The 24427-nt window shown below is 70.9% G+C and carries 23 protein-coding genes and 1 riboswitch; of the genes, 14 read left to right on the top strand and 9 right to left on the bottom strand.

Going from position 1 to position 24427, the window contains the following annotated elements; translation table 11 throughout:
* The first annotated feature begins 20 nt into the window (after positions 1–20).
* Together Val02_RS42350 and Val02_RS42345 are read left to right on the top strand one after the other, a co-directional pair.
* Complete coding sequence (locus Val02_RS42350) at positions 21–2786, top strand: alpha/beta fold hydrolase (RefSeq protein WP_203905005.1); 2766 nt, start codon at positions 21–23, stop codon at positions 2784–2786.
* Positions 2787–2797: 11 nt separating this feature from the next.
* Entirely contained in the window at positions 2798–3673 is an 876-nt protein-coding gene (locus tag Val02_RS42345) for an ABC transporter permease (protein ID WP_203905004.1), read from the top strand.
* A gap of 4 nt (positions 3674–3677) precedes the next feature.
* Here Val02_RS42345 and Val02_RS42340 read toward each other — a convergent pair whose 3' ends face one another.
* Positions 3678–4532: an SDR family NAD(P)-dependent oxidoreductase gene (locus Val02_RS42340; protein WP_203905003.1), complete on the bottom strand. Its 855-nt coding sequence runs from the start codon at positions 4530–4532 to the stop codon at positions 3678–3680.
* A gap of 129 nt (positions 4533–4661) precedes the next feature.
* On the opposite strand from Val02_RS42340, the gene Val02_RS42335 reads away from it, so the two are divergent.
* A complete protein-coding gene (locus tag Val02_RS42335; protein ID WP_203905002.1) occupies positions 4662–5255 on the top strand; it encodes a TetR family transcriptional regulator in 594 nt (197 codons plus the stop codon).
* 10 nt (positions 5256–5265) lie between these two features.
* Here Val02_RS42335 and Val02_RS42330 read toward each other — a convergent pair whose 3' ends face one another.
* On the bottom strand, positions 5266–5805 hold the full coding sequence (locus tag Val02_RS42330) for an MOSC domain-containing protein (protein ID WP_203905001.1): 540 nt from the start codon (positions 5803–5805) through the stop codon (positions 5266–5268).
* A 460-nt stretch (positions 5806–6265) separates the two neighbouring features.
* Here Val02_RS42330 and Val02_RS42325 point away from each other — a divergent pair, with 460 nt between their 5' ends.
* Positions 6266–7147 (top strand): helix-turn-helix domain-containing protein, encoded by an 882-nt coding sequence (locus Val02_RS42325; RefSeq protein WP_203905000.1) that lies wholly within the window; start codon positions 6266–6268, stop codon positions 7145–7147.
* The gene (locus tag Val02_RS42320; protein WP_203904999.1) at positions 7144–7347 is read left to right on the top strand and encodes a DUF397 domain-containing protein; all 204 of its coding nucleotides are present in this window, start codon (positions 7144–7146) and stop codon (positions 7345–7347) included. Before Val02_RS42325 ends, Val02_RS42320 begins: the two co-directional genes overlap by 4 nt.
* Before the next feature lie 99 nt (positions 7348–7446).
* On the opposite strand, the gene Val02_RS42315 is transcribed toward Val02_RS42320, so the two are convergent.
* The gene (locus Val02_RS42315; RefSeq protein ID WP_203904998.1) at positions 7447–8361 is read right to left on the bottom strand and encodes a glucosyl-3-phosphoglycerate synthase; all 915 of its coding nucleotides are present in this window, start codon (positions 8359–8361) and stop codon (positions 7447–7449) included.
* An 86-nt stretch (positions 8362–8447) separates the two neighbouring features.
* Positions 8448–8584, top strand: a riboswitch (SAM riboswitch).
* 10 nt (positions 8585–8594) lie between these two features.
* On the opposite strand from Val02_RS42315, the gene thrC reads away from it, so the two are divergent.
* On the top strand, positions 8595–9857 hold the full coding sequence (gene thrC / locus Val02_RS42310; RefSeq protein ID WP_203904997.1) for a threonine synthase: 1263 nt from the start codon (positions 8595–8597) through the stop codon (positions 9855–9857).
* A gap of 398 nt (positions 9858–10255) precedes the next feature.
* Positions 10256–11284, top strand: a complete 1029-nt coding sequence (locus Val02_RS42305) for a GNAT family N-acetyltransferase (RefSeq protein ID WP_203904996.1) — start codon at positions 10256–10258, stop codon at positions 11282–11284.
* 3 nt (positions 11285–11287) lie between these two features.
* On the opposite strand, the gene Val02_RS42300 is transcribed toward Val02_RS42305, so the two are convergent.
* Positions 11288–11809 (bottom strand): ArsR/SmtB family transcription factor, encoded by a 522-nt coding sequence (locus Val02_RS42300; RefSeq protein ID WP_203904995.1) that lies wholly within the window; start codon positions 11807–11809, stop codon positions 11288–11290.
* A 56-nt stretch (positions 11810–11865) separates the two neighbouring features.
* Here Val02_RS42300 and Val02_RS42295 point away from each other — a divergent pair, with 56 nt between their 5' ends.
* The 3 genes from Val02_RS42295 (at position 11866) to groL (ending at position 15632) form a co-directional block, all read left to right on the top strand.
* The gene (locus Val02_RS42295; protein WP_239153758.1) at positions 11866–13134 is read left to right on the top strand and encodes an MFS transporter; all 1269 of its coding nucleotides are present in this window, start codon (positions 11866–11868) and stop codon (positions 13132–13134) included.
* 210 nt (positions 13135–13344) lie between these two features.
* Positions 13345–13548 (top strand): cold-shock protein, encoded by a 204-nt coding sequence (locus Val02_RS42290; protein ID WP_203904994.1) that lies wholly within the window; start codon positions 13345–13347, stop codon positions 13546–13548.
* A gap of 461 nt (positions 13549–14009) precedes the next feature.
* Complete coding sequence (gene groL / locus Val02_RS42285; RefSeq protein ID WP_203904993.1) at positions 14010–15632, top strand: chaperonin GroEL; 1623 nt, start codon at positions 14010–14012, stop codon at positions 15630–15632.
* 82 nt (positions 15633–15714) lie between these two features.
* Here the strand turns inward: groL and Val02_RS42280 are convergent, their stop codons facing one another.
* Entirely contained in the window at positions 15715–15975 is a 261-nt protein-coding gene (locus tag Val02_RS42280; protein ID WP_203904992.1) for a hypothetical protein, read from the bottom strand.
* A gap of 96 nt (positions 15976–16071) precedes the next feature.
* On the opposite strand from Val02_RS42280, the gene Val02_RS42275 reads away from it, so the two are divergent.
* On the top strand, positions 16072–17148 hold the full coding sequence (locus Val02_RS42275) for a dipeptidase (protein WP_203904991.1): 1077 nt from the start codon (positions 16072–16074) through the stop codon (positions 17146–17148).
* Here the strand turns inward: Val02_RS42275 and Val02_RS42270 are convergent.
* Positions 17138–19426 carry a S8 family serine peptidase gene (locus tag Val02_RS42270; protein WP_239153757.1) on the bottom strand — a complete coding sequence of 763 codons (2289 nt, stop codon included), beginning with the start codon at positions 19424–19426 and terminating at the stop codon, positions 17138–17140. The genes Val02_RS42275 and Val02_RS42270 overlap by 11 nt on opposite strands.
* A 17-nt stretch (positions 19427–19443) precedes the next feature.
* Here Val02_RS42270 and Val02_RS42265 point away from each other — a divergent pair, with 17 nt between their 5' ends.
* Positions 19444–21192: a glycerol-3-phosphate dehydrogenase/oxidase gene (locus Val02_RS42265; RefSeq protein WP_203904990.1), complete on the top strand. Its 1749-nt coding sequence runs from the start codon at positions 19444–19446 to the stop codon at positions 21190–21192.
* Positions 21189–21455 (top strand): DUF4031 domain-containing protein, encoded by a 267-nt coding sequence (locus Val02_RS42260; RefSeq protein WP_203904989.1) that lies wholly within the window; start codon positions 21189–21191, stop codon positions 21453–21455. Before Val02_RS42265 ends, Val02_RS42260 begins: the two co-directional genes overlap by 4 nt.
* Here Val02_RS42260 and Val02_RS42255 read toward each other — a convergent pair.
* The 3 genes from Val02_RS42255 to Val02_RS42245 form a co-directional block, all read right to left on the bottom strand.
* Positions 21452–21781 carry a hypothetical protein gene (locus tag Val02_RS42255; RefSeq protein ID WP_203904988.1) on the bottom strand — a complete coding sequence of 110 codons (330 nt, stop codon included), beginning with the start codon at positions 21779–21781 and terminating at the stop codon, positions 21452–21454. The genes Val02_RS42260 and Val02_RS42255 overlap by 4 nt on opposite strands.
* A 10-nt stretch (positions 21782–21791) precedes the next feature.
* Complete coding sequence (locus Val02_RS42250) at positions 21792–22280, bottom strand: HD domain-containing protein (RefSeq protein ID WP_239153756.1); 489 nt, start codon at positions 22278–22280, stop codon at positions 21792–21794.
* Positions 22281–22402: 122 nt separating this feature from the next.
* Positions 22403–23428, bottom strand: a complete 1026-nt coding sequence (locus tag Val02_RS42245; protein WP_203904987.1) for an aspartate-semialdehyde dehydrogenase — start codon at positions 23426–23428, stop codon at positions 22403–22405.
* A gap of 62 nt (positions 23429–23490) precedes the next feature.
* Between Val02_RS42245 and Val02_RS42240 the strand changes: the two genes are divergently transcribed.
* Positions 23491–24306: an alpha/beta fold hydrolase gene (locus Val02_RS42240; RefSeq protein ID WP_203904986.1), complete on the top strand. Its 816-nt coding sequence runs from the start codon at positions 23491–23493 to the stop codon at positions 24304–24306.
* The last annotated feature ends 121 nt before the right edge of the window (positions 24307–24427 follow it).

Raw genomic sequence — 24427 nt, 5'->3', positions numbered from 1 at the left:
GTCGACATACGGTTGACGCCATGGCCCTGCCTCGTCTCCGGCTGCCCAGACGCCGGTTGATCCCGATCGGTGTGGTATCCGCCCTGGTCATCGCGTTGGTCGTGATTGTGGTGTGGCCGTCGTCCGACAGCTACACCACGCAGGAGCAGCGGATCACCGTCCGTACCGGTCCGGCCGGCGACCAGAGCGTGACCCTGGACGCGACGTTGTACCTGCCCAAGGAGGAGCGGCCCGTGCCGGCCGTGCTCCTCGCCCATGGTTTCGGGGGAACGAAGCGGAGCGTCGACACCGACGCCCGCGAGCTCGCGGAGCTGGGCTACGCGGTGCTCACGTGGACGGCGCAGGGCTTCGGACGTTCCACCGGGGAAATCCATCTGAACTCCCCGGACTGGGAGGTCAAGGACGCACAGGGACTGATCGACTGGCTGGCCGCGCGGCCGGAGGTCCGCAAGACCGGGGCGAACGACCCGGTCGTCGCGGCCGTCGGCGGCTCCTACGGCGGTGCGCTCTCCCTGCTGCTGGCCGGCGTCGACCAGCGGGTGGACGCGATCGTCCCCATGATCACCTGGAACGACCTGGCCAACGCCTTCCTGCCGGAGGCGACCGGACGCGGCCCCGAGAACGGCGTCTTCAAGCGCCAATGGGCGGGCCTCTTCTTCGGCTCCGGCTCGGCGGCCCTGGGCGCCGGTGGCGACCTGAGCGCTCTCCTCGGCGGCGGCGGCCCCGGCCCGGAGAGCGGCGCAGACCCGCAGGCGAACCCGCAGTGCGGCCGCTTCGCCGCCGACGTCTGCGCGGCCTACCTCGACGTGGCCACCACCGGCAAGGCGTCGCCGGAGACGATCGCGCTGCTGCGCCGTTCCTCGCCGGCCTCGGTCGCCGGCACCATCAAGGCGCCGACGCTGCTGATCCAGGGAGAGGCCGACTCCCTGTTCCCGCTGTCGGAGGGGGACGCCAACGCGCGGGCCATCGCCGCCAACGGCACACCCGTGCGGGTCGCCTGGTTCACCGGCGGGCACGACGGCGGCGAGGGCCCCGGCAGCGATCAGGACCGGCTGAAGTTCCTCACCGCGCAGTGGCTCGACCACTACCTGAAGAAGAACGGCGACGCGCCCTCGCGCGACTTCGTCTACTCGCGCACCACCGGCCTCGACGCCACCAACCGCGATCTCGTCGCCTCGGGCTACAGCGTCAAGGACTATCCCGGCGTCGCGGGCCGCTCCTCCACCGCGGTGGAGGTCCAGGGCCGCCCGACCGCCGTCGCCAACCCTCCCTCGGGAACGCCCGGAGCCCTCAGCACCCTCCCCGGCGGCCTGTCCTCATTCGTCGGCGGTGCCGGCCTCGACGTGCCGGGGCAGTTCGCGCGGTACGTGTCTGCGCCGTTCGAGTCCACTGTGGACGTTGTCGGCGCACCGACGGTGAAGGTGCGGGCGGCGTCGCCGACCGGTGAGGCGGTGCTCTTCGTCAAGCTGTACGCCATCGGGAACGGCGGCACGAGCAGCCTTCCCGGGGGGCAGGTGGCGCCGATCCGGCTGACCGGGCTGCCGGCCACGCTGGATCAGGCGACGCCGGTGACGGTGACGCTGCCGGCGATCGTGCACCAGTTCGAGCGGGGGCACCGGCTGGCGATCGCACTGTCCACATCGGACCAGGCGTTCGCGTCGCCGGTGCAGCCGGCCGTGTACCAGGTGGCCGTCGAGGGCCCGGTGACGCTGCCGAGCGTCGCGGGCACCCCGATCGCCGACCCGAACCTGATCTGGTGGTACCTGCTCGGCGGGCTGCTCGCCGCGATCCTGCTGGGCCTGGTGATCGCGATCGTCGTCGCGCGGCTGCGCGGCCGGCGGCGGGACCGTTCGGTCAACGCCGAACACGCCGACACCCCGCTGGTGGTGCGCGGCCTGCGCAAGGAGTACGCGGACTTCGTGGCCGTCGAGTCGGTCAGCTTCACCGTCAACCGGGGACAGGTGGTGGGCCTCCTCGGCCCGAACGGCGCCGGCAAGACCACCTCGCTGCGCGTCCTGATGGGGCTCACCCGCGCGACGGCCGGCGAGATCCTCGTCTTCGGCCACCGGCTCGAACCGGGCGCGCCGGTGCTCTCCCGCCTCGGCGCCCTGGTGGAGGGACCCGGGTTCCTGCCGCACCTGACCGGCATCGCCAACCTGCGGCTGTACTGGAAGTCGACCGGCCGTCCCGAGGCGGACGCGGACTTCGAGCAGGCGCTGGAGATCGCCGGCCTCGGCGGCGCCGTGAACCGGCGGGTGCGGACGTACAGCCACGGCATGCGTCAGCGGCTCGCCATCGCCCAGGCCATGCTCGGCATGCCGGAGCTGCTCGTGCTGGACGAACCGACGGACGGCCTGGATCCGCCGCAGATCGCGGAGATGCGGCAGGTGCTGCGCCGCTACGCCACCGACGGGCGGGCGGTGCTGGTCTCCAGTCACCTGCTGGCCGAGGTGGAGCAGACCTGCACCGACGTGGTGGTGATGAACAAGGGGAAGATCGTGGCGTCCGGCAAGGTGGCGGAGATCGTCGGCGACTCGCCGACCGTCCAGTTGGAAGTGTCCGATGTGGACACTGCCACGGCGGTGCTCACGGATCTCGGGGTCCGCTCCGTGACGCCGTCGGAGGGCGGCCTCGTCGTGGACGTCAACGGCACGCCGCGCCAGGAGGTCGTGGCGGCGCTGGTGCGGGCCGGCGTGGGCGTCGACCGCGTGGTGCCGCGGCGGCGGCTGGAGGACGCGTTCCTCTCTCTGGTGGGCGGCGACACGAAGGCGAGCGGTGAACGATGAGCGCGCAACCGATGAGCGTCGTTTCTGAGGCGGCGGTCGGCTACAAGCCCGGCCGCACGCTGTCCGTCTGGACCGAGGTGCGGCGGCAGGCGGCGCGCCGGCGCACGCAGTTCGCGCTGGGGTTCATGGTGCTGCTGCCGCTGATCGTGCTGGGCGCCTTCGCCTGGAACCCGGGCGGCGGGGACGGCGACGGCGACGGGGACGGCAACGGCGGGTTCAGCGCGCTGGTCGACGTCGCCACGAGCGGCGGCCCGAACTTCGCCCTGTTCACCATCTTCGTCTCGGCCGGTTTCCTGCTCGTCGTCGTGGTGGCGCTCTTCTGCGGCGACGCCGTCGCCAGCGAGGCGAGCTGGGGGAGCCTGCGCTACCTGCTGGCGGTGCCGGTGCCGCGTTCGCGGCTGTTGGCCGTGAAGCTGACCGTGGCGCTGCTCTACACCGCCGCGGCGATGCTGCTCCTGCTCGGGACGGCGCTGCTGGCCGGCACGCTGGCGTACGGCTGGGATCCGTTGCAGGCGCCGGTCGGCGGCACGCTCTCGGCCGGCGCGGGCGTGGGACGCCTGCTGCTGGTGCTCGGCTACCTGTTCGCGATGATGCTCGTCGTCGGCGCGCTGGCGTTCTTCCTGTCGGTGTCGACGGATGCCCCGCTGGGCGCGGTCGGCGGCGCGGTCCTGCTCTACATCGTGTCGAGCATCCTGGACCAGATCGACGCGCTGGGCGGGATCCGCGACCTGCTGCCCAGCCACTTCAACGACGCGTGGCTGGGCCTGCTGTCGACGCCGATGCAGACCGCCGACGTGGCGCGCGGTCTGGTCTCCGCCGTCGTCTACACCACGCTCCTGCTGGTGCTGTCGTGGTGGCGCTTCCTGCGCAAGGACGTCGTGTCGTAGGGGCTCAACGCGGCAGCCACCCGCCGACCAGTTCCGCGGAACGCTCCCACAGGCCGCGGGCCAGGTCGGCGTCGAACGCCTGCGGGTTGTTCGGCCGGTCGGCCTTGTGCTTGTAGTAGTAGGCGCCGGATTGCCAGTCGGTGCCGGGCGTACCCGCGGCGAGCCAGACGAGTTGCGAGGCGCCCTGCTCCGGCGTGGAGAACAGCAGCCGCCGCACCCCGGGGATCGACGCGACGAACAGAACGGCGCGGATGACCGGCTTGGTCGCCTCCGACGCGAAGTTCGTCAGGACGTTGCCGGGGTAGAACGAGGCCGCCGACAGGCCGCTGTCGTGGTAGCGCCGGTGCAGTTCGGTGGTGAACAGGATGTTCTCCAGCTTCGAGGCGCCGTAGGCGTGCACCGCGTCGAAGTGGCGGTCGTGGTCGAGATCGTCGAGATCGATGGTCTTGGTGAACCGCACCGTGCTCGAGGTCTGGATCACCGAGGCCCGGGACGCGACGAGCGTGTCCAGCAGCAGCCGGGTGAGCAGGTACGGCGCCAGGTGATTGACCTGGAACGTCTTCTCGAAACCGTCGACGGTGGTGACCCGCGGGCCGAACATGCCGCCGGCGTTGTTGGCGAGCACGTCGATGCGCGGATACGCCGCCCGCAGCTTGCCGGCGAGCTCCGCGACCTCGTCGAGGCGGGTGAAGTCCGCGACGTAGCCGTCGACGCCCAGCTTCGCGCGGACGGCCTCCAGCCGCTGCGCCGATCGGCCGACGACCACGACGGTGTGCCCGTCGCCGTGCAGCCGCGTCGCGGCGGCGGTGCCGATGCCGCTGCTCGCCCCGGTGACGACGATGACCTTCTGCGCGCCCAACCCACACCTCCATATATGGAACTGAGTCCCACTTTAGAAACTCAGTCTCAGAAGAGTGAATCTGGGACCGAAACACTGGTGAACGCCCCAGCCGGTCCCGGAGGGCCGCGGGCTTAGTACCGTGGCGCGGTGACAGCAGGGGCCGGCGGCGGTGCGCGGACGCGCGCGCGTCAAGCCGTGCGGGCCCAGGTCGCCGCGATGGCCGTGGACCTCTTCCTCGAACGCGGCTTCGAGGAGACGACGGTGGAGGACATCTGCGCGCGGGCGGAGATCTCGCGCAGCACGTTCTTCCGGTACTTCCCGTCGAAGGAGGACACGCTCTTCGAGCGGACGGCCGACACCGGCCGCGCCTGGCTCGACGCGCTCGTCGCCCGGCCGGCCGGCGAGCAGCCCTGGGCCGCCCTGCGCGGTTCGCTCGACCCGCGCATCGAGCAGCTCGCCGCCGGCGGTGAGAACGTCAAGCGCCTCATGCGTTTGATCGTCGCGACTCCCGCCCTGGCGGCGCGCCATCGCGAGAAGAACGCCTACTGGCAGGAGTTGCTCCGGCCCGAGGTGGCCCGTCGCCTCGGCGCCGAACCCGGCGACACCGCCGATCCGCGCGCCGACGCGATGATCGCCGCCGCGCTCGGTTGCCTGGACGCGGCACTGAAGGCCTGGGCGTCGAGCGATCGGGCGGCGGAGTTGCCGGTGCTCCTGGATCGCGCGATGTCGGTGGTCGACTGACAGCCCGGCTTTACACCGGCTGGAGCGGAGTGTGCGGGCCCGCCGGGAGTTCGACCGAAATGACGTCCCCGGGGCGGACCACGCCGGGGGTCCGCACGACGCTCATGATGCCGGCCTTGCGGATGACCGAACCGTCGTCCGCGCGTCCCACCACGTGGGCGAGGAGTCCGTTCTGGAACGCCTCGATCTGCAGGCACGGGTTGCGCAGCCCGGTGACCTCGACGACGGCCTCGTCGCCCAGGCGCAGCAGGGTGCCGGTCGGCAGGCCGAGCAGGTCGATCCCGCGGGTGGTGACGTTTTCCCCGAGGTCGCCCGGATCGACGGCGAACCCGGCGGCGGCCAACTCGTCGTGCAGCTCCGCGTGGATCAGGTGCACCTGGCGGAGGTTGGGCTGGGAGGGATCCCGCGCGACCCGCGAACGGTGCTTGACGGTGACGCCCGAGTGGACGTCCCCCTCGACGCCGAGCCCCTCCTTGAGGGTGATCGACTCCTGGGCCGGCTTGGTGAACGTGTACTCCCCGCTGCGGTGCACTGCCGCCACTGTCCCCATGCGAAGGAGTCTAGAAAACGCACGACGGGGACGTCCCTGCCCGGACGTCCCCGTGTGCGCATCTCAACGATGCCGTTCGATCATCGGTTCAGATCAGGCGCCACCGTTGTTGAACAGTGGCGGTGTCATCAGGGCCCGGCACGGAAGCGACGCCCCGCACCGGCAGATCCGACGGAACCGGCTCCACGACCACTGTGGACGGTGCCGCTGCGCGAGTGCGAGTGCGAAAGCCTCCAGATAAGCGCGATCGTGCATCGCGCGCGCCTCCCCCCGTGAGGGGCTCGTGGCGGTTTGCCCGCCCTGCCCGTCGTTCCATGGTCGCCAAGGTCCACGAGAAAGGCAATATTGCACATCGAGCGATCGGCATTTCTGATGACATTGATCATCGATCTATTGCCGCCCGCGAGAGGGGGTGTTACAAAACGAACGCCGGACGCGCCCGATGTGTAAGGAGACCGGCATGACGACGGACGCCGGTTCGACCGTTCCGCGCCGGCAACTGGGGCGCTATCTACGGCACCTGCGCGAGGAAGCACACATCACGGTCAAGGCCGCCGCCGACGCGCTGGAGTGGTCCACGCCGAAGATCTGGCGCATCGAGAGCGGCATGGTGTCCATGCGCGCGCTCGACGTCGAGGCCATGTGCAGGTTCTACGGCGCGGCGCCGGACATCACCGAGGCGCTGATGGGCCTGGCGAAGGAGACCAAGGCCAAGGGCTGGTGGCACTCCTACGGCGACGCCATCCCGGGCTGGTTCGAGCTGTACGTCGGGCTGGAGAGCGCCGCGAGCCGGCTGCGCCTGTACGAGCCGGAGCTGGTCCCCGGGATCCTGCAGACGCGCGAGTACGCGACCGAGGTGTACCGCGTGGCCCAGCCGGACATGCCGGCCGTCGAGATCGAACGCGGCGTCGCCGTTCGGATCGGACGGCAGGCGTTGCTGAAACGTTCACTGCCCGCGCCGCCCCGGCTCGAGGTGGTGCTCAACGAAGTGGTGCTGCGGCGTGCGATCCCCTGCGGCATGGCCGAGCAGTTGCAGCACCTGTGTTCCATGGGCGCCCTGCCCAACGTGTCGATCCGGGTCCTGCCGATCGACGGTGGACTGCACCGCGCCGCGATGGTCGGTGGGCCGTTCATCATCCTCGACTTCCCCGCCAACGGGGAGGGTCGGCAATCGGAGCCGTCCACGGTGTACAGCGATGGCCTCACCGGCGCGCTGTACCTCGACAAGCCGGCCGAGGTAGCCGCGTTCAACAGCGTCTGGGAGTCGACGGTCACCGCGTCCCTCGACGAACAGGCGTCTGCCGACCTGATAGCCGAGATCGCAAGGGGGTACCGCAAGTGACTGACCTGTCCCGCGCCGTGTGGCGCAAGAGCAGCCGGAGCAACGGGGGTGGAGCCTGCGTGGAGGTTGCCGACAACCTCCCGGGCGTGGTTGCCGTGCGCGACTCGAAGGACCCGTCGGGTCCGGCCCTCACGTTCTCCCCGGAGGCGTGGCGGGACTTCGTGTGCGGGGTGACGGCCGGAGACCTGAGCCCCAGCTGATTCGGGACCGCTGCCCGGCCGAGGGGCGCGGTCTCGCCGGGAGCTGACCGGGTGCAGGGAACGCACCCGGTCAGCATCTAGAAGTACGCAGCGGGCCGGCTAGCCGGCAAATCTGATGGGTGGTCGGTCCGGCCAGGTGATCTCGTGGGTCACCGGCGTCACCACCCCTTCCTTCCGTTGGAACTGCGTGAGCGTCGCGCCTTCGGCACGCCCACCGGGCACCCGGTTGAGCACGGTGTGCAGGATCGTCGCGGCCATCCGGCCGAGTGCGGCGGTGTCCTGGTGGCCGTGGGTGCGTTCGCCGAGGTCCACCTGTGCGATGGAGTCGATCCCGTGCGCCCGCCAGGTGTCGATGAGGATGCCCGTCTCGACCCCGTAGCCGGCGGCGAACGGCAGCCATTCCAGCAGGCTGCGCCGGCCCGCGTACTCGCCGGCGAGCGGCTGCACGACGCCGGCCAGTTCGGGGAAGTGGGCGTTGAGCAGAGGGCGCGCCGCCAACTCGGTCACCCGCCCACCACCAGCCGCCGACACGTCGAGCAGCGGCCGGTCGTAGAACGCCTTCACCAGCCGCACGCCCGGGTCGGTCAGCAGCGGCCCGAGGAGCCCGGTGACGAAGTGCGGCTGGAAGTCGGTCAGGTCGGCGTCGACGTACACGAGGATGTCGCCGCGCGTCACGAGGAGGGACTTCCAGAGCACCTCGCCCTTGCCGGGCCGGCTGCCGAGCTCCGGCAGGATGTCGTCGCGGTGGTAGACGGCGGCGCCGGCGGCCGCGGCGACGGCGGCGGTGTCGTCCACCGAACCGGAGTCGACCACCACCACCTCGTCCACGAGGCCGGTGTCGGCGCCGAGCTTCACCACCGACGAGACGATCTCCCCGACGGTCGGCTCCTCGTCGAGCGCCGGCAGGACGACGCTCACGGTCGTGTCGCGCTTCGCCGCGACCAGGCGCTCCACCGGCCAGTCGGACCAGCGTGAGGTGCGCCGGTCGTACCAGGCAGCGGCCCCCGGATGCATGAGATCGACTGTAACGTGGCCCACCCCCTGAGATCTCCGGTCTGGCTGAGCCCGGCGATTGGGTAGGCTTGCCGACACAACTGAATACCTCATCCAGAGGGGCTGAGGGATACGGCCCGTTGACGCCCCGGCAACCCCCGCGCATCGATCCTCACTGTCGAGGCCCGCGCGGCAGGTGCCAACTCCGTCCCGGTGCACGGTTCGTGCCCGGGGAAGATGAGAGAGAGGCCTCAATGACCGTCTTCGGCGACTCCCCGGCTCGTAACCTTGTGTGCCGCGGCTGTGGCACCAAGTATCCGCTCGCCGCGCAGCACGCGTGTTACGAGTGTTTCGGCCCCCTTGAGGTCGGTTACGACGCGGACGCTCTCGCGCGCGTCACCCGCGAGCAGATCGCCGCCGGCCCCAAGAGCATCTGGCGCTACGCCGGCCTGCTGCCGGTCGGTGCCGACGCGTCGGCCCGGGTGACGCTCGACCCCGGGTTCACGCCGCTGGTGCGCGCCGACGGCCTCGCCGCCGCGATCGGGGTGCGCGGGCCGCTGTACGTGAAGGACGACTCGGCCAACCCGACGCACTCGTTCAAGGACCGCGTGGTGTCGGTGGCGCTGACCGCCGCCCGGGCACTGGGCTTCCAGCGGTACGCCTGCGCGTCGACAGGCAACCTGGCCAACTCCGTCGCCGCGCACGCCGCCCGCGCCGGAGTCCCCTCGATGGTGTTCATCCCGTCCGACCTGGAGCCGGGCAAGGTCGTCATGACGGCCGTGTACGACGGGGACCTGGTGGCCGTCGAGGGCTCCTACGACGACGTCAACCGGCTCTGCTCCGAGCTGACCGAGACGGACGAGTTCGAGAAGACGGCGTTCGTCAACGTGAACATCCGGCCGTACTACGCCGAGGGCTCCAAGACCCTGGGCTACGAGGTCGCCGAGCAGCTCGGCTGGCGCATCCCCGAGCAGGTCGTCATCCCGATGGCCTCGGGCGAGCTGCTGACCAAGGTGGACAAGGCGTTCCAGGAACTGATCGAGGCCGGTCTGGTCGAGCCGCCGGCGAACGGCTGGAAGGTCTTCGGTGCGCAGTCGGCCGGCTGCAACCCGATCGCGACCGCGCTGCACAAGGGCACCGATGAGATCGTTCCGGTGAAGCCGACCGGCATCGCGAAGTCGCTCAACATCGGCGACCCGGCGGCGGGCCTGTACGCGCTGGAGGCGGTGCGGCGCAGCGGCGGCTGGATGGACTACGCGGACGACGGCGAGATCGTCGACGCGATCCGGCTGCTCGCCCGCACGACGGGCATCTTCGCGGAGACCGCCGGCGGTACGACCACCGCGGTGCTGCGCAAGCTGGTCGCCTCGGGCAAGCTCGACCCGGACGCGGAGACCGTCGTGTTCAACACCGGCGACGGGCTCAAGACGATCGATGCGGTGTCGGGGCTCGTCGGGCCGACCTACCGGGTGCGCCCCTCGCTCAAGGCCGTCCGCGAAGCCGGCTTGATCGACTAGTACTTCCCTACCTGGCTGAATTTTCAGGTTGGATAACTCTCCGGGATCGGGGCCGTCCGTCCGGGTGTCGAATTGCCGGCATGTTCCCGCTGGTGGTCACCCGTTCGGCCGGCCCGGCTGACCGAATGGTGGAACCTACCGCTGCGGTCGGTAATTGGGTTGCGTCCGACGGTGCGCATTCACCCTTCCGGTGGGCTTGACGGTGTGACATACAACGCGCAGGATGCCTTCTGCGGGAGGACGTATCGCCGCCAGGCCACCCCTGGGAGGCCGGCGACAGACGGCGCCGGAGGCGTTGTGCGAGCGTCCTCTCGACCAATTTCCGGCACCTTCGTGTCCAGCGGCGTGTCGCGGAAAATCGGTGGCCGGGTCCCCGGGACAGGTCGACCCTCGACGGTATGGCCATCGAGACGCGTTCCCCCACCATCACGCCGGTCGACGGCGCCGATCAACTCCTGCGCGAGGGCTACTTCGCGGTCATGCAGGCCGTCGGCGCACACGATCATCCAGACTTCCCACCACCGTGCAGAAAACGCTACGACCTGTCGTTCACCATGCCGAGACCCGGCATGCGCGTCCTGCGGTACGTGGCGCTCGACGCCGGCACCGTGATCGGCCGGCTGCAGCTCGTCCTGCACACGCTCGACAACACCGACTCCGCCGAGATGGAGATCGACGTGCTGCCGGAGTACCGGCGACGCGGGATCGGGCGGTCGCTGTACCGGTTCGGGGTCGACGTGGTCCGCGCGGAGGGCCGGCACCGGATCTTCGCGATGGCCGCGGTGGGCCTGCCGGGTCGGCCGCGGGACGAGGCCGGTGCGCGGTTCGGCGCCGCGATGGGCATGACGAACGGCCTGGACGACGTCCGGCGCCGGCTCGACGTGTCGACCCTCGACCACGCCGCGCTCGACGCCCTGGCCGAGCAGGCCCGCGCCAAGGCACAGGGCTACTCGCTGCTGCGCTGGCACCGCACCCCCGAGGAGTACGTCGACGACATCGCCTACCTGGAGAGCCGGCTCTCCACCGACGCGCCGCTGGGCGACCTCGTCTGGGAGCCCGAGAACATCGACGGCGAACGGGTCCGCGCCGTCGAGGAGTTCCACAAGGTGCTGGGGCTGCGGAAGTTCTCGACCGTGGCGCGGCACGACGCGACCGGGCGCATCGTGGCATGGACGGTCGTCTTCCAGGACCCGTTGGGCGACCTGCACGCGGGGCAGGGGATCACGCTCGTGCTGCCGGAGCACCGGGGCCACCGCCTCGGCGCCCTGGTGAAGGTGGAGAACCTGCGCTTCGCGCTGGAGGGGCTGCCCGGCGTCCGGTACATCGACACGTGGAACGCCGCGTCCAACTCGTACATGATCGCCATCAACGAGGCGATGGGCTTCCGACCCGTCGACGGCTGGCAGAACCTGCAGGCCGAGGTCTAGGTCCTAGTCCCGGGTCACGTCCTCGTGGCAGGCAAGGAAGATCGATATGGGCCGGCCGTCCGGTGTGGGCGGCCGGTCGGCGTACTCGTCGAGGACGGCGGCCAGGCGCTTGCGCAGTTCCGCATACTCGTCATCGGTGAGGCGCAGGCCGAGCCGCGTCAACGACATGTCGTCGGCATTCACGTAGCGCGCCTCGTCGAGGAACGCCTCGATCATCGCCGCGCCGCCGCCCGACGGCCGGGCGCTCGCATCCATCCGCCACGACTTGCGGGTGGCGAGGTACGGGACCTCGCGGGCGCCCCGCGTGCCGCGCCGCTCGGGCTGCGGCGCGAGGAACCCGGTCGCCACGAGCGTGCGCACATGGTGCAGGACGGTGGCCGGGTTGGCGTCGAGCTTGCGCGCCAGCTCCTTGTTGGTCATCGGCCGGTCCAGGCACAGGCGCAGGACGCGCAGCCGGAACGCCGAGGCGAGCGCCTTCGCCTCGGCCTCGGTGGGGGTGATCCCGCGTGGGCGTTTCGGATGCATGACACCCAACAGGCTAACTGGTTGACTTTTCCCAATCACTCCGCCACGCTCGTCCCGTGACGGCGCGGATGAGAATCGACCTCGGGCTGCTGAGGCATCACGACTTCCGGCAGCTCTTCGCCGCCGACACGATCAGCCAGCTCGGCACGCAGGTGACCATCCTGGCGCTGCCGCTGGTCGCCATCGTCGCGCTGGACGCCACGCCGTTCGAGGTGGGGTTGCTGGCCGCCGCCGAGACGGTGGCGTTCCTCGTCGTCGGGCTGCCGGCCGGCGCCTGGGTCGACCGGATGCGCCGCCGCAACGTCCTGATGGCCGGCGACGTCGCCCGGGCGCTGCTGCTCGGGTCCGTTCCGGCGGCGTGGTGGGCCGACGTGCTGGCCATGCCGCAGCTGTACATCGTGGCGGTGCTGGTAGGCGTCTCCACCGTATTTTTCGACGTGGCGTACCAGAGCTATCTGCCGCATCTCGTCGGCCGCGAACATCTCGTCGAGGGAAACGCCAAGCTCCAAGCGGTGCAGGGCGTGAGTCAGATCGGTGGGCCCACCGCGGCCGGACTGCTCATTCAGGCGTTGACCGCACCGGTGGCGGTCGCCGTCGATGCCGCCAGTTTTCTGCTGTCCGCCGTGTTCGTGCAGCGTATCCGCAAACGTGAGGACAAGCCCGAACGAGCACCCGACGCACATCTCGGACGGGAGATCGCCGAGGGCCTACGTTTCGTGCTGCGCAATCGGATTCTGCGCGCCATCGCAATGTGCACCGGCAGTTCCAATCTCATGAACAACATAGCTTTTCCCATGCTGTTGGTGCTGCTCGCCGACGAATTGAAGCTTTCGGCCGGCGTCATCGGTGTTTTCCTGTCCATGGGGGCGATCGGGGGACTGGTCGGCGCGTTCGTGGCACGCAAAGTAGCGGGACTGCTCGGCGAGGGGCCGACGATCTGGATCTCGATGGCGGTCACGTCGCCGCTCGCTCTGCTGCAACCTCTCATCGAGCCCGGCTGGTTGCTGTGGGCCGCCGCGGTGGGCGGCATGCTGTACATGTTCGGGGTCGTCGTCTACAACGTCGTGCAGGTCAGCTTCAGGCAGGGGCTGACGCCGGAACGCCTGCTGGGCCGGATGAACGCCACCATGCGGTTCCTGGTCTGGGGCACGATCCCGCTGGGCGCGGTGATCGGCGGCGTGCTCGGTGAGGTGTTCTCCGTGCGCACCGCGCTGTGGGTCGGCGCCGTCGGCGGATGCCTGACGTTCCTGCCCGTGTTCCTGTCGCCGTTGCGCACCATGCGGCGACTGCCGACCCACCAGGAACCTTCTTCGCAGGTCGCATGAACATCAATGTCTCATCGTGACATGCGGTGTTGTATCTGGTGGCGATGCGGGCCCGTACGGAACGCGCATTTGAACGGCGTCGTGTCCGTTTCAGGGGAGTGCGGCGGTGGGTCGCCTCGTGTAGCGTGCGTCTCGGCGCTGCGACGTGTGGCGTCGGGTGTCCGGCCTAATCGCGTCGGCGCCAGCACCATTGAAGTGAGGAAGTGCACCGTGGCACAGGGCACCGTCAAGTGGTTCAACAGCGAGAAGGGCTACGGCTTCATCGCGGTCGACGGAGGGCCGGACGTCTTCGTCCACTTCTCCGCGATCGAGATGGATGGCTACAAGCTCCTTGAAGACGGACAGCGCGTGGAATTCGAAATCGCGCAGGGCCAGAAGGGCCCCCAGGCGGAAAAGGTCCGCGTCATCCCCTGACTCATACCTCGCACCACTGACGGGGCACCGCACCTCCCAGCCGACGGAGGCCGGTGCCCCGCGTGCGTTCCGGGCCCCGGGGCGTCACGCATCTCTCTCGGGCGCGACCGTGCCGACCCCCGGTCGTTTCCCGTGGCCTGCTCCCGCTGCGCCGTGCGGCGGTCGACGCCGCCCCTGAGGGCTGACGGCCACCTCCCGGTCACCTCCGTTCTGCTTGCACTCGCTACGGCAGAGTGCTAAACAGGTGTTGGCACTCACGCATGTAGAGTGCCAAAGGTCGGTGCGGAAGGGTCTCCGGCCGGTGGGCTTCCATCGGTAACGGGACCGGTCGTCGCGGGCTGTCCGCACCCGACCGGCGGGTCGCCTCCTAGGTGGCCCGGCGCAGGTGCGTACGCAGGCGGTGCACGTGCGGTCCCTCCCGGGCCGTGACGGGCCGCGAACGTCCAGGAGGACAACGCCGAATGGCCAAGATTATCGCGTTCGACGAGGAAGCGCGCCGCGGTCTTGAGCGGGGCATGAACGTCCTCGCCGACGCCGTCAAGGTGACGCTGGGCCCGAAGGGCCGCAACGTCGTGCTCGAGAAGAAGTGGGGCGCGCCCACCATCACCAACGATGGTGTGAGCATCGCCAAGGAGATCGAGCTCGAGGAGCCGTACGAGAAGATCGGCGCCGAGCTGGTCAAGGAAGTTGCCAAGAAGACTGACGACGTGGCCGGTGACGGCACCACGACGGCGACCGTTCTGGCGCAGGCGCTGGTGCGCGAGGGTCTTCGCAACGTGGCCGCCGGTGCCAACCCGATGGCCCTGAAGCGCGGCATCGAGGCGGCCGTCGCCGCCGTGGCCGAGCACCTCGCGCAGCTGTCGAAGGAGGTCGAGACCAAGGAGCAGATCGCCTCCGTGGCCGCGATCTCCGCCGCCGACCCAACCGTCGGCGAGATCATCGCCGAGGCGATGGACAAGGTCGGCAAGGAAGGCGTCATCACCGTCGAGGAGAGCAACACCTTCGGGCTCGAGCTCGAGCTGACCGAGGGTATGCGCTTCGACAAGGGCTACATCTCGCCGTACTTCATGACCGACCCCGAGCGCATGGAGGCGGTCCTCGAGGACCCCTACATCCTCATCGTCGACTCGAAGATCTCCGCGGTGAAGGACCTGCTCCCGATCCTGGAGAAGGTCATGCAGAGCGGCAAGCCGCTGCTGATCATCGCCGAGGACGTCGAGGGCGAGGCCCTGGCCACCCTGATCGTCAACAAGATCCGTGGCACCTTCAAGTCGGTTGCCGTCAAGGCCCCCGGCTTCGGCGACCGCCGCAAGGCGATGCTCGGTGACATCGGCATCCTCACCGGTGGCGAGCCGGTCAGCGAGACGCTCGGCATCAAGGTCGAGAACGTCACGCTCGACATGCTCGGCCGGGCCCGCAAGGTCCAGGTCACCAAGGACGAGACGACCATCGTCGACGGTGCCGGTAACGACGAGCAGATCAAGGGCCGGGTCGCGCAGATCCGCGCCGAGATCGAGAAGAGCGACTCGGACTACGACCGGGAGAAGCTCCAGGAGCGCCTGGCCAAGCTGGCCGGCGGTGTCGCCGTCGTCAAGATCGGTGCCGCCACCGAGGTCGAGCTCAAGGAGCGCAAGCACCGCATCGAGGACGCCGTGCGCGCCGCTCGTGCCGGTGTCGAAGAGGGCATGGTTCCCGGCGGCGGTGTCGCGCTGGTGCAGGCCGGCAAGAACGCCTTCGAGAAGCTGGACCTCCAGGGCGACGAGGCCACCGGTGCCAACATCGTCAAGGTCGCGCTCGACGCCCCGCTGCGGCAGATCGCCGTCAACGCGGGCCTCGAGGGTGGCGTCATCGTCGAGAAGGTGCGCAACCTCGAGCCGGGCAAGGGCCTCAACGCGGCCACCGGGGAGTACGTCGACATGCTGGCTGCCGGCATCATCGACCCGACCAAGGTGACCCGTTCGGCGCTGCAGAACGCCGCGTCGATCGCCGCGCTGTTCCTCACCACGGAGGCCGTGGTGGCGGACAAGCCGGAGAAGGAGAAGGCTCCGGCCGCCCCCGGCGGCGGCGGGGACATGGACTTCTGAGTCCGGTCTGACACAACCGAAGGGGCGGGCCCGGTGGGCCCGCCCCTTCGTCCTTTCCAAACCTTGGTTGACGACCGGGTTCCTAGCGGGACTTGTTGCTCCGCTTCTGCGCCATCGACGTGGGCGTGTCGGTGCGACCCGTGGTGGTGCCCGACCGGGTTGCCGTCTGTGTCGACGTGCGGGAATCTGTCATCCGGCCGGTGGGATCCTGGCTTCCCTGCTGACCCAGGGAGGCGTCCGTCCCGATGGAGCCGGATTCGGTCATCATGGCGTCGCCGTGGGCGGCGGCGCTCGACGAGATGGTGTCGTCCTCGGAGAATTCGCTCGATGGATTCCGCGCCATCCGGTACCCCTCTCTCTAGAGACTCTTTCACGGTAGAACGCCGGACGGGCTTACCGGGGCAAAATCGACGAAAAGGGTTCACGATACGGTGGCCGGATGACGGTGCCTGTGATCGACGGACACAACGACCTCCCGTGGCGCATGCGCAGCCGGGGCCTGCTCGACGCCGACGTGACGACCGACCTGTCCGGATCCGGGATGCACACCGACGTACCACGACTGCGCGCGGGCGGGGTCGGTGCGCAGTTCTGGTCGGTGTACGTGCCGTGCGAGTACAGCGGGGCGGAGGCCGTTCGGGCCACCCTGGAGCAGATCGACATCGTGCACCGGCTGGTCGAACGCCATCCGGCGGAGTTCGCGCTGGCGACCACGGCCGACGAGGTCGAGAGTGCGCGGGCGCAGGGGCGGATCGCCTCGCTCATCGGGGCCGAGGGCGGGCACAGCATCGGCGACTCGCTCGGCGCGCTGCGTTCGTTGTACCGGCTGGGTGTGCGGTACATGACGCTCACGCACAACAAGAACACCGCCTGGGCCGACAGCGCCACGGACGAGCCGGGCGTGGGCGGGCTGAACGCGTTCGGGCGGGACGTGGTGCGCGAGATGAACCGCCTCGGCATGATCGCCGACCTGTCGCACGTGGCGCCGAGCACCATGCACGCCGTGCTGGACGTGTCGGCGGCACCGGCGTTCTTCTCGCACTCGTCGGCGCTGGCCCTCTGCGGCCACGTGCGCAACGTGCCGGACGACGTGCTGGCCCGGGTGCGCGCCACACAGGGCGTGGTGATGGTGGCGTTCGTGCCCGCGTTCCTGACCGAACCGTGCCGGGAGTGGTGGCAGCGCTTCGTCGAGGCCGAGGCGTCGTTCGAGGGGCACGACGACTACACGGCGCAGGAGGTGTGGCTGCGCGACAACCCGCAACCGCCGTGCGGGGTGTCGGACGTGGCCGACCACGTGGAACACGTCCGCGAGGTGGCGGGTGTGGACTGCGTGGGACTCGGCAGCGACTTCGACGGGATCGTCTCGACGCCGGACGGGCTGACCGACGTCTCCACCTACCCGCTGCTCTTCGACGAACTGCGCAGCCGCGGATGGTCCACTGTGGAGCTTCGGAAACTGGGCTGGGACAACACGTTGCGCGTCCTGCGCGCCACCGAGGACGTCGCTACCCCGTAGCGGCGCGCACGGCCGCGTAGGCGTCGACCAGTCCGGCGCCGATGACGTACCGCTGGCCGCCGCACTCCTCGTTGCGTGAACGGTACGTGGGCGTCGCCGGCCGGGCCGTGTCGCGCAGGATCGCGGTGGTGCGGGCGATGTCGCCGATCAGCGCCGGGTTGGCCGACCACATCAGCGCCACCACGCCGGCCACGTGCGGCGCCGCCATCGACGTGCCGTCGAGCGTGGCGTACGTGCCGCCGGGCATGGCCGACAGGACGCCCTGGCCCGGGGCGACCACGTCGGGCGCGCGCCGGCTCGGGCCGTCGCCCCGGCTGGAGAAGGTGGCCAGCCGCGACTGCCGGTCGACCGCGCCGACGTCCAGTGCCTCCGGCGACACGGCCGGTTCGTCGTCGATGCTGCCGCAGCGGGGTCCCGCGTTGCCGGCCGCCGAGACGAAGTAGACGCCGGCCGTCGTCAGGGCGGTGACGGCCGGCCGGATGACGGTGTTGTCGCAGCCCTCGATGCTCGGGCAGCCCCAGGAGTTGGTGAGGATGTGCGGGGCGCGTTCGGGGCGGCCGTCGCGCAACGGGTCGCCGCCGTGCGGGAACGGCGCCAGCATGAACTGCAGGCACTGCAGGTAATAGGCGGGGTTGCCCATGTTGCGGTCGAGGTTGACGCAGCCGACCCACTGCGCCTGAGGCGCCACACCGATGCCGCCGTCGCCGACGGCCGTGCCGAGCGTGTGCGTGCCGTGTCCATTGTGGTCGGTCGGCGTGGTGGTGCCGTTCCACGGGTCGTACCAGGAGTCGTCGCCGCCCCGGAACCTGTTGGCCAGCAAGGGATGCCGGCCGTCCACACCGGAGTCCGAGGTGCCGACCGTGATGCCCGCGCCCTGTGCGCCCGTCTCGGCCCAGGCGCGGTCGGCGCCGACGAGCTGGATGTTCCACTGTGGACCGACGGGGGCGGTGGTGGTGCCGCGTTCGGTGCCGGGCGGCCGCGGGAGGGGGCGCAGCCGCGGGCTGTTCAGGACCTTCCGCACCCCGGGCTGCCGGTCGAGCCACGCGCGGACCGCCGGGCCGCCGTCGACCTCCAGGCCGTTGGTGAGGTAGAACGGCGTGAAGCCGACCCGCAGCCCCCGCAAACCCTTACGCAGCGCGGCCTGCGACGAGTCGGCCGTCGCGACGAGGCGGCGGTACGTCTCGCGCAGGCGTTCGGCGCGGTCCGGGATCGCGGCCACCCCGGACAGGTCGGCCGTCGCGGACATCACCACGAAGAGGCGTTCGCCGTGGAAGCCCGGGCGCCCCGGCCCCACGTACAGCGTCCCGAACGCCACCGCCGTCACGAGCAGCACCAGATACACCACCGGGCGGGGCGGCGGGGCCAGCCGGCCGTAGGTGGCGCCGAACCCGGCGTCGACCAGCAGCGCGATGCCGAGCGCGAGCGCCGCCCCGAGCAGGGTCCAGAGGAGTTCGGTGCCACCGAGCAGCAGCGACACCTCCTCCGGGTCGAGGAACGCCAACGGGCCGGCCGCCGCCAACCCGATGAGCAGCCCCGACCCGGGGCGCAGCGCCGCCACGCCGAACGCCAGCAGCGGCAACACCGCCAGCAGCACCAGCGCGACGGCCGGCAGCCCCGTCGACCCGGCGAGGGCGGCCACCACCGGGATCCCGGCCAGGCCGGTCAGCAGCACCCGCCGCGGCCACGAACCGTCCATCCGCACGCGGTGCTGGAGCACGGTCGCGAGCCGGCCGACCGCCAGCGCCGCGAGGAACGCCGCCACCGTCTCGGTGGGCCCACCCAGCGCACCGAGCCACGCCCAGGGGAGCAGCATCGCCAGCCCACCCGCGAGCGCCGGTGCCCGTCGCCAGGGCCGATCCGCGAGCCGTGTGCCCCGACGCAGGTAGCGACTGGTGACGGCGGCCAGCAGCGCCAGTTCGACCAGATAGAACTCGTGGTACGGAACGGGGGTGAGGCGGGGGAGCGCGAGGACGGCGGACGCCCCGAGGGCGAGGACCCACGCCCGGTTGAACGGCCGCACCGACCCGTGGCCGCGCCAACCGAGCAGCGCGGACGGGATCACCGCGAGCACCGTCGCGACCAGCGTCGCCGCCACCGCCCACCCGCCGGAGGCGTGGTCGCCGTCGGTCACCGCGAAGTACTGGTCCGCGAGGTAGCCGACGACGGGACCGGCGGCCGCGAGTGCGGTTGCCCACACGCCGGCCAGGACGGTCACCACGATCTGCCAGGTGGGGGGACGCTCGGCGGCCATACGGAAGAACGTACGCACCCCGCGCACCGGGTTACCGTGGGGGCGTGCGTGATCCAGACCGGTCGCGGTACGCGGCGAGCGAGTTGTCCCCGGCCCGCCGGGCCGCCGACCTCGAACGGCTGAGGACCGAGAAGTTCGACGTGGTGATCATCGGCGGTGGGGTGACCGGTGCCGGAGCCGCCGTCGACGCCGCGGCGCGCGGGCTGTCCGTGGCGCTCGTGGAGGCCCGGGACCTGGCCATCGGCACCTCCAGCCGGTCCTCGAAGCTGATCCACGGCGGGCTGCGCTACCTGGAACAGCTGGAGTTCGGGCTGGTCCACGAGGCGCTCAAGGAGCGCGGGCTGCTCGCCACCAAGCTGGCCCCGCACCTCGTTCGGCCGGTGCCGATCCTGGTGCCGCTGCTCAAGCAGTCCGTGCCGCGGCGGATCTTCCACCGGGCCTACTACGGGCTGGGGGTGGCCGTGTACGACGCGTTCGCCTCGGTGACCGGCCAGCGCGGGATGCCGCTGCACCGGCACCTGTCGCGCACCGCCGCACGGCGGCTCTTCCCGTCGCTGCGCGAGGACGCCGTCGCCGGCGCCATCCGCTACTACGACGGCCAGGTCGACGACGCCCGGCTCGTCGTGACGCTCGCCCGCACCGCGGCCTCGATGGGTGCATGTGTACTCACGGGGGCGCCGGCCGTCGCGCTAATCCGCGACGCCCGGGAGGTCACGGGCGTTCGGGTCCGCGCCGGTCAGGAGATCATCGACGTCGCCGCCCGCACGGTGATCGCGGCCACGGGCGTCTGGAGCGACTCGGTCTCGGCCCTTCTGGGGGAACCCGCTGAGCACCTCGGACTGCGCGTCCGCGCCTCCAAGGGGGTACACCTGGTGGTGCCGCGCTCCGCGATCAGCGGGGAGGCGGGGCTGATCCTGCGGACGCCGTCGTCGGTGCTGTTCGTGATCCCCTGGGGCGGCCACTGGATCATCGGCACCACCGACACCGACTGGAAACTCGACCGCGACGAACCGGTCGCCACCGCGCGCGACGTCGAGTACCTGCTCGAACAGCTCGCACCCGTGCTCGACCGGCCGCTCACCATGGCCGACATCGAGGGCGTGTACGCCGGGCTGCGCCCGCTGCTGGCCGTCGAGGCGCGCACCCGGCGCGCCCCGCACACGGTCGACGAGACCACCTCCGCGCTGTCGCGCACGCACGCCGTCGTCGAACCGATGCTCGGCCTCATGCTCGTCGCCGGCGGCAAGTACACGACGTACCGCGTGATGGCCGCCGACGTGGTCGACCGCGCGGCCCGGCGGCTCGGTTCGGTGCCGGCCTCGCCCACCGCCGAACTGCCGCTGCTCGGCGCCGACGGCTACCACGCGCAGTGGAACCAGCGTGCCGAGCTGGCCCGTCGCCACGGGGTGCCGGTCGGCGTCGTCGAACACCTGCTGGAGCGCTACGGCACGCTGACGCCGGCCGTGCTGGGGCTGATCGACTCCGATCCGGCCTTGGGCCGCCCGCTGGCCGGCGCTCCGGAGTACCTCGCGGCCGAGGTGGTGTACGCCGTGACGGCCGAGGGCGCGCGGCACCTGGACGACGTGCTGTACCGCCGGTTGCGCGTGGCGATCGAGACCACCCACCGCGGCGTGGACTCCGCCGCCCACGCGGCATCGCTGATGGCCGGCCCGCTGGGCTGGTCCGACGCGGAGCGGGACGCCCAGGTCCAGTCGTATCTGGCCCGGATCGAGGGCGAACGCAGGTCCCAGAAGATGCCCGACGACGAGTCAGCGGTCGCGGTCCGCCCGTGATCCTCATCGACCGGCCCACCTGGCCGGGGCCGCACGGGATGGACTGGTCGCATCTGGTGAGCGATACGGCGTTCGCGGAGCTGCACGCGTTCGCCGAGGCGCTCGGGGCGCCGCGGCGGGCGTTCGAACGGGATCACTACGACGTGCCGGCGCACCGGTTTCCCGTCGCCGTCTGGCTCGGGGCGGTCGTGGTGCCCTCGCGGGAGATCGTGCGGGTGCTGACCGCCGCCGGGCTGCGGCGGCCAGCGGGGCGGAACGCCTAGTTCTGCTGGGTGACGACCAGGGTCACCTTCTCGTCGGTGACCTCGGAGACGCGGATGTTGAGATTGCCGGCGCTGGTGCCCTCACCGTCGCTGACCGGGATCTGCACCTGGTTGCCGCCGACCTCGACGGTGACGGTGCCGTTGCTGACGGAGACGAGCTTCACGGTGACACCGAGCACGGAGACGTCGGCGTCCACGCCCCGGTTGAGCGTGACGGTGCACTGGCTGGTGCCGCACGACACGTCGCCCGCCTCGGAGCTGCACCCGGCCACCAGGCCGAGGGCGAGGAACGCGGTCATCAGGGCCACGACGATTCGACGCATCATGGCGCCCAGTCTAGGGAGCGGGCTCCATGAGTGAGGTGAGCTCACGATCCAGATTGGCGCGAGCACGGGAGTCCCAGGCGGCCCGGTCGGGAACGGCGCGGTACAGCGTCGGCAGGTCGCGCAGCTGTCGCAGGACCGCCGAGCGGCCGGCCCGGAACAGTTCGTCGGGCACGTGGGCGTACTCCCGGCGCACGGCCGCCGCGTAGGCGTCGTACTCCTGCGGCGTACCGGCCAGGACGGCCAGGTCGGCGTCGCAGAGCAGGCGGCCGTTGCGGTCTTCTGCCGTGGGGGCGTGCCCCGCGGTGAGCCGGACCAGGCGGACCACCTCGTCGACGTTGTCCGCACCGAGGGAGGCGAGCGTGGCGGCGGCCAGCTGTGCGCTGGCGCCCTCGTTGTCCGCGCCGCGCGGGTCGTAGACGGCGTCGTGGTACCAGGCCGCCAGGCGCACCGCGCCGGGGTCGTCGGCGAGGTCGGCGTGCGCGTCGACCACCCGCAGCACGGCGAGCAGGTGGGTGCGCGTGTGGTACTGCCGGTGCGGCTCGCCCCAGCGGAGCCAGAGGTCCTCGCCGACCGCCTGTGCCGCCGGGGTCCGAAGCTCCGGCGGCAGTGCGGCGACGAACGCTACCGAAGTGATCCGGCCACCAGCTCGGCGATCTGCACGGCGTTGAGCGCCGCGCCCTTGCGCAGGTTGTCGCTCGAGCAGAAGAACGAGAGCCCGTGCTCGACGGTCTCGTCGACGCGGATGCGCCCGACCAGGGTCGGGTCGGTGCCGGCGGCGGCGAGCGGGGTCGGCACGTCGGTGAGCACCACGCCGGGGGCGTCGGCGAGCAGCTCGGTGGCGCGGGCCGGGCTGATCGGCCGGGCGAACCGCGCGTGCACCTGGAGCGAGTGGCCGGTGAAGACGGGGACGCGCACGCAGGTGCCGGAGACCTTCAGGTCCGGGATCTCCAGGATCTTGCGGCTCTCGTTGCGGAGCTTCTGCTCCTCGTCGGTCTCGCCGAGCCCGTCGTCGACGATCGAGCCGGCGAGCGGCAGCACGTTGAACGCGATCGGCGCCACGTACTTGCGCGGCGCGGGGAACTCGACGGCCCGGCCGTCGTGGGTCAGCTCGGTGGCGCGGTCGGCCACCTTCTTGACCTGCTCGTCCAGCTCGGCGACGCCGTCGAGGCCGGATCCGGAGACCGCCTGGTAGGTGGCGACGACCAGGCTGACCAGCTGCGCCTCGTCGTGCAGCGGGCGCAGCACCGGCATCGCGGCCATGGTGGTGCAGTTGGGGTTGGCGATGATGCCCTTGGGCCGGTGTGCGGCGGCGTGCGGGTTGACCTCGGAGACGACCAGCGGCACGTCGGGGTCCATCCGCCAGCCGGAGGAGTTGTCGATGACGACCGCACCGGCCTCGGCGACGCGCGGCGCGAGCGCCAGCGAACTGGTCTTGCCGGCGGAGAAGAGGGCGATGTCGAGCCCGGCGAAGTCCGCGGTGGCCGCGTCCTCGACGGTGATCTCGGTGCCCTTCCACGGCAGCGTGCGGCCGGCCGACCGCGCGGAGGCGAAGAGACGGAGCTGGTCCACGGGGAAGTCGCGCTCGGCCAGGATGCGGCGCATCACGCCGCCCACCTGCCCGGTCGCCCCAACGATGCCGATGCGCATGGTCAGCAACGTTACCCGGTGACCCCTTGACGACTCTAGCTAATAGCATTAGCTTTACGGCTATGACTACTAGCTACGGCGTTACGCAGTATCTCCAGCGCGGCGAGGGCCGGATCGCTTATGACGTTCGGGGGGAGGGCCCGCTGGTCGTGTGCGTGCCGGGGGTCGCGGAGCTGCGTTCCGCGTTCCGGTACACCGTGCCGGCGCTGGTCGAGGCGGGCTACCGGGTGGCCACCACGGATCTGCGGGGCCACGGTGAGAGCGACGACTCGTTCAGCGCCTTCGACAATCTGGCGATCGCCGCGGACCTGCTCGCGCTCGTCGACCATCTCGGTGGGCCGGCGCTGATCGTGGGCAACTCGATGGGGGCCAGCGCCGCCGTGTGCGCCGCCGCGGAGGAGCCGTCGAAGATCGCCGGGCTCGCGCTGCTCGGGCCGTTCGTGCGGGACGGGAACAGGTTCCTGGCGCTGCTCACCCGGGTGCTGCTGCGCAAGCCGTGGGGGCCGGCTTTCTGGGGCGCCTACTACCCGAAGTTCTACCCGGGGCGGCGGCCGGCCGACTACGACACGTACGTCGCCGACATGAAGGCCGCGTGGAAGCGGGGCAGTCACTGGCAGTCGTTCACGCGGATGACGCGCACGAGCCACGGGGCGGCCACCGTTCGGCTCGGCAAGGTCACCGCGCCTACGCTGGTGGTCATGGGCAGCAAGGACCCGGACTGGTCGGACCCGGCCGCGGAGGCTGCGTTCGTGCGGGACTCGCTGCGGGGCGACCTGCTGATGGTGCCGGAGAGCGGGCACTACCCCATGGCCGACAATCCCGAGGTGGTCAATCCGGCGCTCGTCACGTTCGCGGCCCGGGTGTACCCGCGTGCCTAGGGCGGGGCTGACCCCGGCGCTGGTGGTGGACGAGGCCGCCCGGCTCGCCGACGAGGTCGGGCTGGAGCAGGTCACCCTCGCCACCCTCGCCAAGCGGCTCGGGGTCGCCCTGCCCAGCCTG

This window comes from Virgisporangium aliadipatigenens, from assembly GCF_016863615.1.
Taxonomy (GTDB): Bacteria; Actinomycetota; Actinomycetes; order Mycobacteriales; family Micromonosporaceae; genus Virgisporangium; species Virgisporangium aliadipatigenens.
The sequence above is the reverse complement of the archived record's forward strand: the minus strand, read 5'-3'. Positions and strand labels throughout refer to the sequence as shown.

Excerpts from the sequence above, each read along its gene's own strand:
- Val02_RS42350 (WP_203905005.1), top strand. The coding sequence starts at position 21 with ATGGCCCTGCCTCGTCTCCGGCTGCCCAGACGCCGGTTGATCCCGATC.
- Val02_RS42345 (WP_203905004.1), top strand. The coding sequence starts at position 2,798 with ATGAGCGTCGTTTCTGAGGCGGCGGTCGGCTACAAGCCCGGCCGCACG.
- Val02_RS42330 (WP_203905001.1), bottom strand. The coding sequence starts at position 5,805 with ATGGGGACAGTGGCGGCAGTGCACCGCAGCGGGGAGTACACGTTCACC.
- Val02_RS42325 (WP_203905000.1), top strand. The coding sequence starts at position 6,266 with ATGACGACGGACGCCGGTTCGACCGTTCCGCGCCGGCAACTGGGGCGC.
- Val02_RS42315 (WP_203904998.1), bottom strand. The coding sequence starts at position 8,361 with ATGCATCCGGGGGCCGCTGCCTGGTACGACCGGCGCACCTCACGCTGG.
- thrC (WP_203904997.1), top strand. The coding sequence starts at position 8,595 with ATGACCGTCTTCGGCGACTCCCCGGCTCGTAACCTTGTGTGCCGCGGC.
- Val02_RS42305 (WP_203904996.1), top strand. The coding sequence starts at position 10,256 with ATGGCCATCGAGACGCGTTCCCCCACCATCACGCCGGTCGACGGCGCC.
- Val02_RS42300 (WP_203904995.1), bottom strand. The coding sequence starts at position 11,809 with ATGCATCCGAAACGCCCACGCGGGATCACCCCCACCGAGGCCGAGGCG.
- groL (WP_203904993.1), top strand. The coding sequence starts at position 14,010 with ATGGCCAAGATTATCGCGTTCGACGAGGAAGCGCGCCGCGGTCTTGAG.
- Val02_RS42280 (WP_203904992.1), bottom strand. The coding sequence starts at position 15,975 with ATGGCGCGGAATCCATCGAGCGAATTCTCCGAGGACGACACCATCTCG.
- Val02_RS42275 (WP_203904991.1), top strand. The coding sequence starts at position 16,072 with ATGACGGTGCCTGTGATCGACGGACACAACGACCTCCCGTGGCGCATG.
- Val02_RS42255 (WP_203904988.1), bottom strand. The coding sequence starts at position 21,781 with ATGATGCGTCGAATCGTCGTGGCCCTGATGACCGCGTTCCTCGCCCTC.
- Val02_RS42245 (WP_203904987.1), bottom strand. The coding sequence starts at position 23,428 with ATGCGCATCGGCATCGTTGGGGCGACCGGGCAGGTGGGCGGCGTGATG.
- Val02_RS42240 (WP_203904986.1), top strand. The coding sequence starts at position 23,491 with ATGACTACTAGCTACGGCGTTACGCAGTATCTCCAGCGCGGCGAGGGC.